This window comes from Ruegeria sp. BC5, from assembly GCF_056539205.1.
Genome location: NZ_JBQFUN010000001.1, coordinates 611,660 through 627,069, shown reverse-complemented (window position 1 = coordinate 627,069; position 15,410 = coordinate 611,660). Strand labels below are relative to the sequence as shown.

Here is a 15,410-nt window from a genome sequence, read left to right as displayed (position 1 = left end):
CTTTTAACCTTAAAGACAGCAAGTCTTAGCTGGCTTCACGTTTGTTGCGATCGCGGCGCAGGTTGGTCAGTTCTTCCGCAACCAAAAAGGCCAGTTCCAGCGATTGCGTTGCGTTCAGTCGCGGGTCGCACGCAGTGTGGTAACGATCCGAGAGGTCCTCCTCGGTCACGGCACGCACCCCACCGGTGCATTCGGTCACGTCCAAACCGGTCATCTCAAAATGCACGCCCCCAGGGATGGTGCCTTCGGCCTGATGCACACCAAAGAAGTCGCGCACCTCGCGCAGGACTGAATCAAACGGACGGGTTTTGTAGCCCGTCGCCGATTTGATCGTGTTGCCGTGCATCGGGTCGCAGACCCATGTGACCTTGGCGCCCTCTTCCTTGACGGCCTTGACCAGACGCGGCAGATGCTCACCCGCCTTGCCCGCACCAAAGCGCGCGATCAGGGTCAAGCGACCTTCCTCGTTTTCCGGGTTCAACTTGGACATCAGAACCTTGAGGTCTTCTGCCGTGGTCGAGGGACCACATTTCAGACCAATCGGGTTCAGGACGCCGCGGCAGAATTCTACATGCGCCCCGTCCGGCTGACGGGTGCGGTCACCGATCCAGATCATATGGCCCGAACCGGCCAGCCAGTTGCCAGAGGTGGAATCAAGACGGGTCAGCGCCTCTTCATATTCCAGCAGCAGGCTTTCATGGCTGGTGTAGAACTCAACGGTCGAGAACTCATGCGTGGTGTCCGCCGTGATCCCCGCCGCGCCCATGAAGTCGATAGTGTCCTGAATACGGTCGGCGATTTCCGAGTATTTCTGCACGTCCTGTACATCGGTGAAGCCCAAAGTCCAGGAATGCACCATGCTCATATCGGCGAAACCACCGGTCGAGAAAGCGCGCAAAAGGTTCAGGGTCGCAGCCGCCTGAGTGTAGGCCTGCAGCATCTTACCCGGATTCGGAATCCGTGCTTCGGGTGTGAAGGCCAGTTCGTTGATGATGTCACCACGGTAGCTGGGCAGCTCAACGCCATCCACCACCTCGGTCGGGGCGCTGCGCGGTTTGGCGAATTGGCCGGCCATGCGGCCCACTTTAACCACCGGCACCTTGGCGCCATAGGTCAGAACCATTGCCATCTGCAGCATCACCTTGAACGTATCACGGATCGCATCCGCGCTGAATTGTTCAAAGCTTTCTGCACAATCCCCGCCCTGTAGCAGGAAGGCCTCGCCGCGACCGGCGGCACCCAAATGTTGCTTTAGACGCCGTGCTTCGCCCGCAAAGACCAGCGGGGGATACTGTGAAAGCTGCGCCTCGACCTTGGCCAGCGCGGCCGCGTCGGTATAGTCTGGCATTTGAACCCGGGGCTTGTTGCGCCAGTTCGTTTTTTGCCATTCAGTCATAGCTTTGATCTCCGCTGAAGTATTCAGGTTGCTTCTATACAAAATGCATTGAAGACTGACCATATACGATTTGGCCCTCTTGACGCAGCAAACAAGCTTTGATCAAGGTGGCTGCCAAATCTGACGTCGGACAAAAAGTCGCCGGGCGCCGAATCAAGGACACCTCGCCATGCAAGAGCAACGCCAAGTTGTCACGGTGGAAGACACTGCGGCCAACTCCCGCAATTTCGTATTTGTCCTTTTGGACAAATTTTCTCTGCTGTCGTTTGCTTCGGCACTGGACAGCCTGCGTATAGCCAACCGTATGGCGGACAAAACGCTGTATACGTGGACATTGATGGGTGAAGGTGGCGAAACAGTCAGCTGTTCGGCCGGAACTACCTTTGCGCTGGATTCAGACCTGGTTGAGCTGCAGCGCGACGATGTTGTCATGATCTGCGGTGGGGTCGACGTTCAGGCGGCGACCACCAAGAAGGTGTTGAACTGGGTGCGCCGCGAGGCAAGGCGCGGCTTGCGCATCGGTGGCCTATGTACAGCGGCATATACTTTGGCCAAGGCCGGGCTGTTGGATGGCAAACGCGCAACCATTCACTGGGAAAACTCCGACAGCTTTGTCGAGGAATTCGACGAGGTTGAACTGACCAAGTCCGTCTTTATCGTCGACGGCAACCGGATGACGACTGCAGGTGGCACGTCTTCCATCGACCTGCTGCTTAAAATCATTGCTGACGACTTCGGCGAGGATTTGGCGAATGCCGTTGCGGATCAGATGATCTATTCCTCGATCCGCACCGACCAAGACACCCAGCGTCTATCGACACCAACTCGGATTGGCGTGCGCCACCCGAAACTGAGCCAGGTCATCCTGATGATGGAAAAGAACATCGAGGAACCGATCTCACCCTCGATTCTGGCCAAGGATGTCGGCATGTCGACGCGGCAGTTGGAACGTCTGTTCCGCCGCTACCTGAGCCGTTCGCCTAAACGGTATTACATGGAGCTGCGCCTGCACAAAGCGCGCAACTTGTTGATGCAAACCGATATGAGTGTGATCAATGTGGCGCTGGCCTGCGGGTTTGCCTCGCCCAGCCATTTCTCAAAATGCTACCGGGCGCATTACAATACCACGCCTTATCGCGAGCGTGGAGCGCAGGGCGACCGGTTGTCGGTGTAAGTTACTCAGGGGTCATACGATAGACGGCCCCTTCACCCACGGAAATGAACCAGATTGACCCGTCAGGGGCCTCGACTATGTCGCGCACCCGATTCGTTTCAGGGCCCTTGATCTGTTCAACCTCGCGCAGCGGCGATCCCGCCAGCCGCGCGATATAGTCGAATTTGAGCGACCCAACGAAGATATCCCCTTTCCAGTCCGACCAATGCTTGCCGGAATAAACCATCAGACCCGAAGGGGCGATGGAAGGGTCCCAATAATGCTCTGGTTGTTCCATACCCGGCTTCGCGGTGCCTTCTCCTATTTTGTCGCCGGAATAATGCACGCCATAGGAGATGACTGGCCAACCGTAGTTCGACCCTGGCTGAACCAGATTGACCTCATCCCCACCTTTTGCCCCGTGTTCCGATATCCAAAGGCGGCCCCTTGCGTCCAAACCGGCCCCTTGCGGATTGCGATGGCCATAGGACCAGATCTCAGGCCGCACACCGCTTGCCTGAACAAAGGGATTGTCACCGGGAACCGATCCGTCACGGTTCACGCGGATCACCGTGCCATTATGATTGGACCTGTCTTGCGCCTTGGGGCGTTCCCCCCTGTCGCCGATTGTGACGAACAAAGTTCCGTCCTTAGCTTCCACCACGCGGGAACCGTAGTGACGCCCTGATGAACCACCCGGGACAGCCTCGAAGATCACACGCAGGTTGGTCAGCCGATCACCGCCTTCAGACAATCGGGCCACCGCAAGGGCCGTTCCGGCGCCGCCGCGCTGTGGTTTGGAAAAGGTAAGGAATATCTCGCGTGTTTGGCTAAAATCACGGGCGACCGTCACGTCCAACAAACCGCCCTGCCCTTTGGCCAAAACGTCGGGCACACCTTTGACGGATTTGGCTTTCCCATCCGCAACATAAAGCAGTTTGCCATCCCGTTCGGTGATCAAAACCCCCTGGTTCGGCAAAATACCAATTGCCCACGGGGCATCCAATCCTTCGACCATCGGCGTCACTCGCACAGGGCCGGAAGAAGTTTGCAGTACGTCGGCACTGAGCAGCGCCGCCTTAAAGACAAGAAACAGAATCGTGAAAACTCTCAACATTCAGCTCTCCACCTGCAGCATGCCAGCCGCCAGAAACGGGACAAACCCAACAAAACAATCAGAACTTCAGGTGGCAACCACACAATTGCGTGAGGACTTTTCTTTTCCGAACAGCTTGCCTAGGGTCGTGCCCAGAACGAACACGTTCCAATTTGGGAGTAACCACATGAAAAAGCTGCTTACTGCAACCGCAGCAACCGCACTGTTGGCCGGCACCGCCATGGCCGAAGACGTTAAACTGGGCATTATGTTCGGTTTCACCGGCCCGATTGAATCGCTTTCGCCAGCAATGGCGTCCGGCGCTGAGCTGGCGATGAAAGAGGTTTCGGAATCCGGCAAACTGCTGGACGGGTCCACCGTAACGCCCGTACGTGCTGATACGGGCTGCGCTGACAATGCTCTGGCCACCGCTAATGCGGAACGTCTGGTTGCCGAAGGCATCAACGGCCTTGTTGGCGGAGACTGTTCGGGCGTAACCGGTGCCATTCTGCAAAACGTCGCCGTGCCGAACGGTATGGTCATGATCTCACCTTCGGCCACCTCTCCGGGCCTGTCAGTTATGGAAGATAACGGCCTGTTCTTCCGCACGTCCCCATCGGATGCGCGCGAAGGCGAAATCATGGCCGACATCCTGAAAGAGCGCGGCGTCAACTCGATCGCTCTGACCTATACCAACAACGACTACGGCAAGGGCCTGTCCGAGGCGATCAAATCCTCGTTCGAGGCGCTGGGCGGTGAGGTAACCATCGTTGCCGCGCACGAAGACGGCAAAGCCGACTATTCGGCCGAAGTCGGCGCGCTGGCATCGGCAGGTGGCGACATTCTGGTCGTTGCGGGCTATCTGGATCAGGGCGGTCTGGGCATCATTCAGTCCTCGCTGGACAGCGGCGCATTTGACACCTTTGGTCTGCCGGGTGGCATGATCGGTGACTCGCTGCCTGAAAACGTCGGTCCGGATCTGAACGGCTCGTATGGTCAGGCCCCAGGATCGAAAAGCGAAGCTGCGGATTCGTTCTTTGCCATGGCCGAAGCCGAGGGTTTTGACGGCTCGTCCATCTTCGTGCCCGAGTCCTATGACGCAGCGGCGCTGTTCCTGCTGGCCATGCAGGCGGCGGGTTCCAGCAACCCGGCGGACTATGGCGGCAAGATCATGGATGTTGCCAACGAACCGGGTGAAAAGATCTATCCGGGTGAGCTGGCCAAGGGTCTGGAGCTCCTCGCAGCGGGCCAAGACATCGACTATGTCGGCGCCTCGGGCGTTGAGCTGATCGGCCCCGGCGAAAGCGCCGGTGCATACCGCGAAATCGAAGTCATCGATGGTGAGATGAAGACGGTTAACTACCGTTAAATCCTCATCTGACAGAGCAAAACCGAACAGCCCGGGCCTTGTGTCCGGGCTGTTTCAGTGACAAAAGGCTGCACCTCTGTTTTCGGGGAAAAGGCAAGGGAAAACCATGATCGTCGTTGAGGACGTGCATAAGCATTTTAGCGGGTTCCACGCGGTGGACGGTGCTTCGCTGGAAATCCAAAAGGGCTCGATCACCGGCCTGATCGGACCGAACGGTGCGGGCAAGACAACCCTGTTCAACGTGATCGCGGGTGTGTTGCCGCCGACCAGCGGCAAGGTTTTCATGGATGGCGAAGATATCACTGGCCTGCCTCCGCATAAGCTGTTTCACAAAGGGCTGCTGCGCACGTTCCAGATCGCGCATGAGTTTTCGTCAATGAGTTGCCGCGAGAACCTGATGATGGTGCCCGGCGCGCAATCGGGTGAATCACTGTGGAACACTTGGTTTGGCCGCAAACGCATCGCCGACGAGGAACGCGCCCTGCGCGCCAAGGCGGACGAGGTGTTGGAGTTCCTGACCATCGAACACCTGGCCGACCACAAGGCAGGTCAGGTTTCGGGCGGGCAAAAGAAACTGCTGGAACTTGGTCGCACCATGATGGTCGACGCCAAGATCGTGTTTCTGGACGAGGTTGGCGCGGGTGTGAACCGCACCTTGCTGATGACCATAGCCGACACCATTCTGCGTCTGAACAAGGAGCGCGGCTATACCTTTGTCGTCATCGAGCATGACATGGATTTCATCGGCAAAATTTGCGACCCGGTGATCTGCATGGCCGAGGGCAAAGTGCTGGCCGAGGGCACTCTGGACGAGATCAAGGCCAACGAACACGTGATCGAGGCTTATCTGGGCACCGGCCTGAAGAACAAAGACAAGCTGGAGGCCCAGACATGACTGCGGGCGCAAGCGACAACCCCTATCAGGACGATCACGGCAACAAGGACGCAACAATTGCCAATACCAAGGGCATTGGCACAATGACCCCCGCGCATCCAACCAGCGGAGAAACCTACAAGGTCAGCGGCGGCCCCTTCCTGATCGGAGATACCATGACCGGTGGCTACGGCAAGGGTCCCGACATTCTGCACGACTGTACCATCGCCGTGGATAAGGGTGAAATCGCCGTCATCGTTGGTCCCAACGGTGCCGGTAAGTCCACCGCGATGAAGGCCGTGTTCGGAATGCTGGATGTCCGTGCCGGGTCGGTGCGGCTGGATGGCGAGGACATCACCAAACTGTCGCCACAGGATCGGGTGATCAGGGGGATGGGCTTTGTGCCGCAGACCTCGAATATCTTCACGTCCATGACGGTCGAGGAAAACCTAGAAATGGGTGCCTTCATCCGGCGCGACGATATCAGTCAGACGATGGAGCAGGTCTATGACCTCTTCCCGATCCTGCGCGACAAACGCAACCAGGCGGCCGGAGAGCTGTCGGGCGGTCAACGCCAGCAGGTTGCCGTGGGCCGAGCGCTGATGACCCAGCCCAAGGTGCTGATGTTGGACGAACCCACTGCCGGTGTCTCACCCATCGTGATGGATGAACTGTTCGACCGGATCATTGAGGTCTCACGCACCGGCCTGCCAATCCTGATGGTGGAACAGAACGCCCGTCAGGCTTTGGAGATTGCGGACAAGGGATATGTCCTGGTGCAGGGGCGGAATGCGTATAGTGGCACGGGTAAAGAATTGCTGGCCGATCCCGAAGTTCGCAAGAGCTTCTTGGGGGGATGAGTGCTGTGTTTCCTCAGCGAGGACTGAAACACTTTCTTTTCTTAACTGTCGCTGGGTTCGGTGCAACTGGTGTAGGATATGCCGAAATCGTTCCCCAAACTTACTGTCAGGTAAAAATGTGTGAAGTTCGTGCGCATTGCATCTCGAACGACTGTGATGCCGTCGAGTGTCTAGAAGGCGGCTTTACTATGGAACTTTCTTCTATCGGCAACCAACTGAACACTTTTGCCGTCGGGCCAGATAAGGACTCCAAATTTCCGTTAGCTGGCTTTGAGTTCGAACCGGAACTTTCGAAAAATGGCCGACTTGTCGCACGCCGCACCGACGACAGAGAAATGGCGATCATGCAGATCGAGTTGGACAAGAGTCAACCAACTGACGTCACTATCACAACACAAACCAGAGGTTGGATGGTCGACGTGTCGGTACTTCATGGCCACTGCGGAGAAAACAACTAATGGACGTCTTTGTAGCGCTCTCCAACTTCGTCCTTGTTTCTGCAGTCGTATAAATTGGCTAATCAAATTTGGTCGTATTGAAATTGCTTCGGTAACTTTACGATAAATAGCTGAGGTGGGGTAAATAGGACTTATTCTCATTAGTACTACCTTCACCACCAATACATTCAGCCTCATTCACCCGATCGGATCACCACACGACCCGAAATCCTGCGCGGCATGCGGTCCTTTAATCGACATGTCGTAGTTCAGATCCTCAAAATCCACGACAAAGGTCACGACGTCCTTGTCCATGATGTGCAGAAAGGTCAGCGAGTTCAGACCGGCAATGATCGTGGCCTCTCCGCGGATGTCATCAGTGACGATAAATCCCTTATCCGTGGTTCCGGACCTCGCCAATGTCACCGCGCCGCCAGTATTGTCCGATACGCAATTAACAACGAAATCCGCCCCGTCCAGAGGGTCGCTTGTTGCGGCTAGCGCCATTGCTGGCAAAGCCGCGCTCAATATCACTACTGCACAGATTTTCATGATGTACCTCCCATTAGTCAGCGCCCTCGAGCACAGGGCAAGATCATCATTTAGATCAATAACTTCAACGGGCTGCACGACGGTCCTCACTTTCAGTTGATCCCAGGTGAAAGGCTGTGTTCGCGTGTCAACGCCTCTTTGACACGGTTAAAACGCGTGCTTTCATGCAACCAATCGTGGCGAGAAGATGGCGTTTGCAGCTTTGCGCCACTGGTCGGATAAACAACCTCCAATAAAACGGTTTATTCCCGGATGGTTACCCCACTCCCCTAAGAATTGTTAAAATTAATCCCTTCAGAATTCCGCCCTGTCTCGGCTCAATTTCCGCCACGATCCGCCCCTAATCACGAACGCGCGAACAGCGGGAATCCTGATTGGATTCTCAAATATTTCGGGCAATTGCCCCCTTCAGGAGACATATTATGAAATATCTGGCTGCGCTTGCCGCCATCGTTCTGCCTGCGACCGCGCAGGCCGTGTCGCAAGCCCCCGCGCAAGGTGAATTTGTTTACGAGTGCCAGATTACCGAAACCTGCAACCCCGGTGGGTGCAATCCAATTGAACCAGCCCACCAGGTCGTGCTGAAACAGATCGAAGGGCAATCCAAGGGCTTGCTGCTGGCCGAGGGTCAAGAGCATGAAGTCCTTGTGATCCCCGGCCTCGGCGCGCAGGAATTTCTACAAATTCTAAGCAACGGAAGTGTGGGATACACGGTTGCATCAGAGACCGGCCACCTTGAAGTTCGCGCCTCTGGCGGGCAACAGCGCAACGAACGCGGGGTCTGTACGCTCAAAAATTGACCACATTTACTATCGCAAGAACAGCAAAGCTGAACCAGCGACGCGTCTGACGGACATGATCCTGTCAGGCGCGCCTTGATTGCCCGAAAGGAACGCTGCCCATATGCAGTTTTTCTTCGGAATTCGACCGTCCATAACCGTTGAAATATTGTGTCTTTGCGCGCGGGTATGCCATAAGGCCGCACCCGGCGGAATGAGAAGGTGAGATGGACATACTGAACGCGCTTGTCGCGCTTGCGAATTTTGTGTTGGTGCCTGCAATTGCTTATGGCAGCCAGCTGGCACTGGGGGCGCTGGGGGTCACGCTGATCTACGGTATCCTGCGGTTTTCCAACTTTGCCCATGGCGACACGATGGCCTTTGGCGCGATGATCGCCGTTCTGGTCACCTGGGGGCTGCAGGCCGTTGGGGTCAGTTTTGGTCCGCTGCCGACCGCCCTTTTGGCCCTGCCCTTTGCCATATTGGGCTGTATCGTTCTGGTGCTGATCACCGACCGAATGGTCTATCGATTTTATCGCGAGCAAAAGGCCAAGCCGGTCATTCTGGTTATTGTGTCGATGGGCGTGATGTTCATCATGAACGGTCTGGTGCGGTTCATCATCGGCCCGGACGATCAGAGGTTTTCGGACGGTCAGCGGTTTGTGATCTCCGCACGTGAATTCAAGGCCATGACCGGGCTGAATGAGGGGCTGGCGATCAAGACATCTCAGGGCATTACCGTCATCGTTGCAGTTGTTGCCGTTGTGCTGTTGTTCTGGTTCCTCAACAAAACCCGCACTGGCAAATCGATGCGTGCGTATTCGGATAACGAAGATCTCGCCCTGCTGTCCGGTATCAACCCCGAGCGGGTGGTGATGATTACATGGATCATCGTGGCGGCGCTCGCGACCACGGCCGGGGTCCTGTACGGGCTGGACAAGAGCTTTAAACCTTTCGTTTATTTCCAGCTGCTTCTGCCGATTTTCGCCTCGGCCATCGTCGGCGGGTTAGGCAGCCCTGTGGGTGCCATTGCCGGCGGGTTCATCATCGCCTTTTCCGAAGTCACGATCACTTACGCCTGGAAAAAGGTGCTGACCTATCTTGCCCCGGAAAACCTGGAGCCGTCGGGATTGGTGCAATTCCTGTCCACCGATTACAAATTCGCCGTAAGTTTTGTCATTTTGCTGATCGTGCTTCTGTTCAAACCTACGGGTCTGTTTAAAGGGAAAGCGGTATGACCGAGCCTGTCAAAAATACGCTGCTTTTCGCTGTTGTTGGTGGCCTGATCCTGCTGACCGGATTCACGCAAAGCTGGAACGCCGCGATATTGATCCTGAACATGGGACTGATCTCGGCCATCATGGCGCTTGGGGTGAACCTGCAATGGGGTTTCGCCGGTTTGTTCAACGTCGGGGTCATGGGCTTTGTTGCGTTGGGCGGGCTTGCCGTTGTGCTGGTCTCGACCCCGACAACACCTGGCGCCTGGTCTGCCGGAGGTTTCGGTATTGTACTGGCCCTGCTGCTGGGCGCTGCAACCGTTGTGGCCACAGTTCTGGTGGCGCAGAAGATGCCCAAAGGTCGGGTTCGGACTTTGTCGATCATTGCCATTCTCATCATCGGCTTCTTTGTTTACCGCGCTGTTCTCGACCCCAACACCGCGGCGGTCGAGGCCATTGAACCGGCTGTTGCGGGCAACCTCGGCGGTCTGAATCTGCCTGTTCTGCTGGCCTGGCCCGCAGGTGGACTGCTGGCGGCTGGTGCAGCGTGGCTGATTGGTAAAACTGCTCTGGGCCTGCGCTCGGACTATTTGGCGATTGCAACGCTGGGGATTGCCGAGATCATCATCGCGATCTTGAAAAACGAGGACTGGTTGGCCCGGGGCGTCAAAAACGTCTACGGCATCCCGCGCCCTGCGCCGGTCGTTGGGTACGAGGTCGATCTGCAGAGTGACCCTGGCTTTGTCGCTCGCGCCGAATGGTTGGGGCTGGATACAGTCACGGCTTCGACGCTGGCGGTTAAACTGGGCTATTCGTTTCTGTTCCTGATCGTTCTGCTGGTCCTGCTCTGGATGGCGCAAAAGGCGCTGAACAGCCCGTGGGGCCGCATGATGCGCGCCATTCGTGACAACGAGGTCGCGGCCGAGGCGATGGGCAAGGACGTGACCCGCCGCCATTTGCAGATCTTTGTGCTGGGCTCGGCCATCTGCGGAATTGCAGGTGCTATGATGACAACGCTGGACGGCCAGTTGACCCCCAGCGCGTATCAGCCATTGCGGTTTACATTCCTGGTCTGGGTAATGGTGATCGTCGGTGGATCAGGTAACAATTTTGGTGCGGTACTGGGCGCGTTCGTGATCTGGTTCCTGTGGGTTCAGGTCGAACCTATCGGGCTGTGGCTGATGAACCTGATCACCGCTGGATTGCCTGATGGCAGCGCGCTTAAGGCACATCTGATCGAAAGCGCCGCGCATATGCGCCTGCTGACCATGGGGTTGATCCTACTGATTGTTCTCAGATTCAGTCCAAGGGGCTTGATCCCCGAGAAATAGATCACTTTCAGGGGAATATTCGGAACCGCGCCTCAAAATCGGCGCGGTTTCTTGATTCATGAACCGAACCTTAATAGACCGAATTATCGTTGGGCAGTTTCCGGACCTGCGCCAGATCGCCTTCACGGTTAATTAATCAGTTGACGCTGATACTACAGGTCACCTCTCGAGAGTAAGAAGACGACACATGAAAACTTCGTTTATCCCAAAAATCCTAATGCTGACAGTTGTTGCCAGCCTGGCCGCATGTATCCCGTCACCCGAAGATCTGGAAACCGATCCAGTTCAGGTCCAGACCTCAAAGGGTGTGGTGACGTGCCAGTTGTACCGCCCGGATCGCGTCATCTGGGATCGTGCCATCGACTACCCCGCGACCAAGATGTCTGTGGCCGAGGCTGACGGCTACTGCCGGCAGGAAGGTCAGCGTCGTCTGAAGTAACCTAAATAGCGCCGCGCAACGAAACCGCTGTGCGGCGCCTTGGGCTTACCTAGCGCGGAACAACCCGCCCAGAATTCCACGAACAATGCGGCGCCCGGTTGTACCTTTTAGCTCTTTGATGACGGCCTCGCTCATTGCTGTAGCAAAGGTATCTTTCTGCCGTTTAACGCGAGAGGAAGATCGCCCGACCCGGCCACCGGAATAGCGCCTGGCCGTGGCGAACTCGCGTTCAGCAACAGATTGTGTCTCTTCTTGTTCTTCTGCTTTTGCAGCAGCCTGCGCGGCCTGATCGGCGCGTGCCTGCAGAATTTCAAAGGCCGATTTCCGATCCTTCAATGTACCATACTTGGCCTGCATCGGTGACGCTGTCATGATCGCCTGACGCTCGGACGCGGTGATTGGCCCAAGTTGTGTTCCCGGTGGACGGATCAGCGTCCGCTCAACAATACCTGGCACGCCCTTCTTTTGCAGCATCGACGTGACTGCCTCACCCACGCCAACCTCTCGGATTGCGGTTTCGGTGTCAAAGGCCGGGTTTTCGCGATAGGTTTCGGCCGCCAAACGCAGGTTCTTGCGATCCCGCGCGGTAAAGGCACGCAGCGCGTGCTGCACCCGGTTGCCGAGTTGCCCCAGAATATCTTCGGGAATATCCGCCGGGTTTTGAGAAATGAAATAGACGCCGACACCCTTGGAACGGATCAGCCGTGCGACCTGCTCTACTTTGTCTACCAAAACCTTGGGCGCATCTTCGAACAACAAATGGGCCTCATCAAAGAAGAACACCAACTTGGGTTTGTCGGGGTCGCCGACCTCGGGCAATTCCTCGAACAGCTCACTCAACAGCCACAACAGGAAAGTCGCATAGAGACGCGGCGACCCCATTAGCTTATCCGAGGCCAGGATGTTCACCATCCCCTGCCCGTTTGCATCAGTACGCATCAGATCGGCCAATTCCAGCGCGGGTTCACCGAACAAATTGGTTCCGCCCTGGTTTTCCAACACCAACAACCGCCGCTGGATTGCTCCAATCGAAGCAGTCGAGACATTACCATAGCGCAGGGATAACTGTGTGCGGTTCTCACCGATCCAGACCAGCAGGGCTTGCAGATCCTTGAGATCCAGCAGCGGCATCCCTTCTTCATCCGCCACTCGAAAAGCAATGTTCAAAATACCTTCCTGCGCCTCGCTCAGGTCCATGAGCCTAGACAACAGCAATGGCCCCATTTCTGTAACGGTCGTTCGAACAGGATGGCCTTGTTCGCCGAACAGATCCCAAAATGTTACCGGGCATGCGGCATAGGTATAATCCTGAAAGCCGATGCGCGCCGCGCGATCCTGAAACGCCTGGTGCAACTTGTGACTTTCACTGCCCGCCATTGCCAACCCGGACAAGTCGCCTTTGACATCGGATAGAAACACTGGGACGCCCGCAGCCGAGAACCCCTCGGCCAGGATTTGCAACGTCACCGTTTTGCCTGTGCCCGTCGCCCCTGCGATCAACCCGTGCCGGTTGGCATATTTGAGGGTCAGGTTTTGAGGCTGGCTGTAATCTTCACCCGCGCCGCCCAGAAAAATGTTTTTGTCCATGTAGGTAAGGCCTTAATTTCCACCGATCTGGACCCAGCATACAAAGTTAACCTTTGACTGCGATAGTCATTTTGCTGCCCTCGCTGTCAGAGGTCGGGTGCGGCAAACTTCCTCCCTGTCGACTGACCGCGCCTTCGGGCGCGGTTTTTTTAAAGCAATGCTGGTTCTTCCATTAAAATTTCAGGTTTTCAGTTGACGCATGCGACCGCCTTTCGTAACGTCTGCGCATAACTAAGTCGGCCAGTCCGACGGGGAGAAAAATTTATGAAAGGGAGCCGCTCCACCGGTTCCCTTTCTTTTTTGTTTCATCCAGGTTTCAAGCACTGGAAAGCGGCAAAAAGCTGACTACGGTCACCCATTTGTGCAGCTTAATGCCTGACACCATGATCCAAGGATGATAGACGGGTCAAAAAGCTCAATCACATTGCCGAGGCATTCATGATCAAGAACACTCTATCTCTCAGCCTTGTGGCCGCTGCGCTTTGGTGTGGTGCCGCTTATGCACAAGAAGCAACGCAGGATGCCGAGGCTCCGCAAACCCAAACCGGTGCTGACCTGGATCTTGGGGAATCCGGCCCGCGTATTGGCGAGCAGTACCTTAAGGAAGAGACCGGCGACTGGGCAGTCATGTGCATCAATACAGGAACTGACAGCGAACCTTGTGTCATGCGACAGATTCTGACCGGTCAGCAAGACCAGCCCATTGCCGAAATTACGATTGAAAAGCTGCCCGAAGAAGCTCCGGCCGTAGCTGCTGCGATCATCGTTGTGCCCCTCGAAGTGCTTTTGCAAGCTCAGATATCCTTGTCGATCGACGGAGCGCCGGGCAAACGATACAACTATCACCACTGCAACCCCATTGGGTGCCTTGCGCAAGTGGGCTTTACCCAGCAAGACGTCGAAGCTTTGAAGAGTGGGACCAAAGGTACCTTGTCGATGGTTTCTGTTCTGGCACCTTCGCAGGCACTGCAATTGGAAATATCTCTAGCAGGGTTCACTGCCGGGTTTGACCAGCTGGAAGTCATCAAAAACTAATGACTAGTAAAACAGAAAACGCCGCCCAGTCCTTCGGGCGGCGTTTTGTCGTTTTGCTTCCTAAGCTTCAGACCCGTTTCAGAGCCAAAACCGCGTTCAACCCGCCAAAGGCAAACGCATTGCTAAGCGCAACATCCACCTTCGCGTCTCGCGCCTCATTTGGCACCACGTCCAATGCACATTCGGGATCTGGATCTTCATAACCGATGGTTGGGGCGATCACCCCGTCGCGCAACGCCATGATACATGCCAGCAACTCGACCGCGCCAGTACCCCCAATCAAATGCCCGTGCATGGATTTCGTCGACGAAATCATCAGGTCATCTGCATGCGGCCCGAACACACCGGCCACCGCCGCGCATTCGGTCTTGTCATTCGCCGCTGTGCCCGTCCCATGCGCATTGATGTATCCGACCTGATCCGCATTCAGGCGCGCATCGGTCAGCGCACCGGCCATGGCCCGTGCCGCGCCCTGTTTGCTGGGCATTACGATGTCAGACGCATCCGAGGACATGGCAAAGCCGACAACCTCACACAGAATATCTGCCCCTCGTGCGCGCGCATGTTCGTATTCTTCAAAGACAAAAGCCCCGGCCCCTTCGCCCTGCACCATTCCATTTCGGTTGGCGCTGAACGGGCGGCAAGCGTCCTTGGACATCACGCGCAGGCCTTCCCAGGCTTTGACGCCGCCGAAACACAACATGGATTCTGATCCACCCGTGATCATTGCAGGTGCTGCGCCGCTGCGGACCATCTGAAACGCCAATGCCATCGCGTGATTGGATGAGGCGCAAGCGGTTGAAACCGTAAAACTTGGCCCCTTCAGGTTATGTTCCATAGACACATGGCTGGCCGCCGCGTTGTTCATCAGTTTGGGCACCACAAATGGATGCACACGGTTTTTACCGTCCTCGTAGACAGAACGGTAATTATCGTCCCAAGTGGACACGCCGCCACCGGCGGTGCCAAGAACCACACCGGACCGAGCAGCAAGATCTCCGTGAAACTCGATCCCGGATTGGTCAATCGCCTCTTTCGCGGCGGTCAGCGTGAATTGCGTAAAGCGATCGTAAAGGCTCATCTGCTGGCGATTAAACCGCCCTTCGGCCTCGAACCCGCGCACTTGGCCGCCGATTTTGATGGAAAGCCGCTCAACATCGCGGAATTCAAGTTGTGAGATGCCACAACGCCCTTCGCGCATAGCTTCAAGCGTATCAGGGACAGAGTGACCCAGCGAATTAATCGTCCCGGCCCCGGAAATAACAACGCGTTTCATAATTTCAGG

General features: G+C 56.2%; 15 protein-coding genes. 10 read left to right on the top strand and 5 right to left on the bottom strand.

The annotated features are described in order from the left end of the window. Nucleotides 1–25: 25 nt before the first annotated feature. Nucleotides 26–1,396: a class II 3-deoxy-7-phosphoheptulonate synthase gene (locus ACR0LY_RS03180; protein WP_170348725.1), complete on the bottom strand. Its 1,371-nt coding sequence runs from the start codon at nucleotides 1,394–1,396 to the stop codon at nucleotides 26–28. A 169-nt stretch (nucleotides 1,397–1,565) separates the two neighbouring features. Here ACR0LY_RS03180 and ACR0LY_RS03175 point away from each other — a divergent pair, with 169 nt between their 5' ends. Beyond that, complete coding sequence (locus ACR0LY_RS03175) at nucleotides 1,566–2,570, top strand: GlxA family transcriptional regulator (RefSeq protein ID WP_170348726.1); 1,005 nt, start codon at nucleotides 1,566–1,568, stop codon at nucleotides 2,568–2,570. A 1-nt stretch (nucleotide 2,571) separates the two neighbouring features. On the opposite strand, the gene ACR0LY_RS03170 is transcribed toward ACR0LY_RS03175, so the two are convergent. Then, nucleotides 2,572–3,666 carry a PQQ-dependent sugar dehydrogenase gene (locus ACR0LY_RS03170; protein WP_170348727.1) on the bottom strand — a complete coding sequence of 365 codons (1,095 nt, stop codon included), beginning with the start codon at nucleotides 3,664–3,666 and terminating at the stop codon, nucleotides 2,572–2,574. Nucleotides 3,667–3,832: 166 nt separating this feature from the next. On the opposite strand from ACR0LY_RS03170, the gene ACR0LY_RS03165 reads away from it, so the two are divergent. The 4 genes from ACR0LY_RS03165 to ACR0LY_RS03150 all read left to right on the top strand — a co-directional run bounded on the left by ACR0LY_RS03165 (nucleotide 3,833) and on the right by ACR0LY_RS03150 (nucleotide 7,206). After that, a complete protein-coding gene (locus tag ACR0LY_RS03165) occupies nucleotides 3,833–5,014 on the top strand; it encodes an ABC transporter substrate-binding protein (RefSeq protein ID WP_170348728.1) in 1,182 nt (393 codons plus the stop codon). Nucleotides 5,015–5,120: 106 nt separating this feature from the next. Beyond that, the gene (locus tag ACR0LY_RS03160; protein WP_170348729.1) at nucleotides 5,121–5,909 is read left to right on the top strand and encodes an ABC transporter ATP-binding protein; all 789 of its coding nucleotides are present in this window, start codon (nucleotides 5,121–5,123) and stop codon (nucleotides 5,907–5,909) included. After that, nucleotides 5,906–6,748, top strand: coding sequence for an ABC transporter ATP-binding protein (locus ACR0LY_RS03155; RefSeq protein WP_170348730.1), 843 nt, complete (start codon nucleotides 5,906–5,908; stop codon nucleotides 6,746–6,748). Before ACR0LY_RS03160 ends, ACR0LY_RS03155 begins: the two co-directional genes overlap by 4 nt. Continuing rightward, complete coding sequence (locus ACR0LY_RS03150; protein WP_170348731.1) at nucleotides 6,745–7,206, top strand: hypothetical protein; 462 nt, start codon at nucleotides 6,745–6,747, stop codon at nucleotides 7,204–7,206. The genes ACR0LY_RS03155 and ACR0LY_RS03150 overlap by 4 nt, the downstream gene beginning before the upstream one ends. A 177-nt stretch (nucleotides 7,207–7,383) precedes the next feature. Here the strand turns inward: ACR0LY_RS03150 and ACR0LY_RS03145 are convergent, their stop codons facing one another. Next, a complete protein-coding gene (locus tag ACR0LY_RS03145) occupies nucleotides 7,384–7,737 on the bottom strand; it encodes a hypothetical protein (protein ID WP_170348732.1) in 354 nt (117 codons plus the stop codon). A 422-nt stretch (nucleotides 7,738–8,159) separates the two neighbouring features. Between ACR0LY_RS03145 and ACR0LY_RS03140 the strand changes: the two genes are divergently transcribed. The 4 genes from ACR0LY_RS03140 (at nucleotide 8,160) to ACR0LY_RS03125 (ending at nucleotide 11,503) form a co-directional block, all read left to right on the top strand. Further along, nucleotides 8,160–8,537 carry a hypothetical protein gene (locus ACR0LY_RS03140; RefSeq protein WP_170348733.1) on the top strand — a complete coding sequence of 126 codons (378 nt, stop codon included), beginning with the start codon at nucleotides 8,160–8,162 and terminating at the stop codon, nucleotides 8,535–8,537. Nucleotides 8,538–8,743: 206 nt separating this feature from the next. Further along, the gene (locus tag ACR0LY_RS03135) at nucleotides 8,744–9,754 is read left to right on the top strand and encodes a branched-chain amino acid ABC transporter permease (protein WP_170348734.1); all 1,011 of its coding nucleotides are present in this window, start codon (nucleotides 8,744–8,746) and stop codon (nucleotides 9,752–9,754) included. Next, nucleotides 9,751–11,064 (top strand): branched-chain amino acid ABC transporter permease, encoded by a 1,314-nt coding sequence (locus ACR0LY_RS03130; protein WP_170348735.1) that lies wholly within the window; start codon nucleotides 9,751–9,753, stop codon nucleotides 11,062–11,064. The genes ACR0LY_RS03135 and ACR0LY_RS03130 overlap by 4 nt, the downstream gene beginning before the upstream one ends. A 187-nt stretch (nucleotides 11,065–11,251) precedes the next feature. Continuing rightward, nucleotides 11,252–11,503, top strand: a complete 252-nt coding sequence (locus ACR0LY_RS03125) for a hypothetical protein (RefSeq protein WP_170348736.1) — start codon at nucleotides 11,252–11,254, stop codon at nucleotides 11,501–11,503. A gap of 45 nt (nucleotides 11,504–11,548) precedes the next feature. On the opposite strand, the gene ACR0LY_RS03120 is transcribed toward ACR0LY_RS03125, so the two are convergent. Next, complete coding sequence (locus ACR0LY_RS03120) at nucleotides 11,549–13,090, bottom strand: helicase HerA-like domain-containing protein (protein WP_170348737.1); 1,542 nt, start codon at nucleotides 13,088–13,090, stop codon at nucleotides 11,549–11,551. A 438-nt stretch (nucleotides 13,091–13,528) separates the two neighbouring features. Between ACR0LY_RS03120 and ACR0LY_RS03115 the strand changes: the two genes are divergently transcribed. Further along, on the top strand, nucleotides 13,529–14,125 hold the full coding sequence (locus tag ACR0LY_RS03115; protein ID WP_170348738.1) for an invasion associated locus B family protein: 597 nt from the start codon (nucleotides 13,529–13,531) through the stop codon (nucleotides 14,123–14,125). Between the two features lie 67 nt (nucleotides 14,126–14,192). Here ACR0LY_RS03115 and ACR0LY_RS03110 read toward each other — a convergent pair whose 3' ends face one another. Then, nucleotides 14,193–15,401: a beta-ketoacyl-[acyl-carrier-protein] synthase family protein gene (locus tag ACR0LY_RS03110; RefSeq protein ID WP_170348739.1), complete on the bottom strand. Its 1,209-nt coding sequence runs from the start codon at nucleotides 15,399–15,401 to the stop codon at nucleotides 14,193–14,195. Between the last annotated feature and the right edge of the window lie 9 nt (nucleotides 15,402–15,410).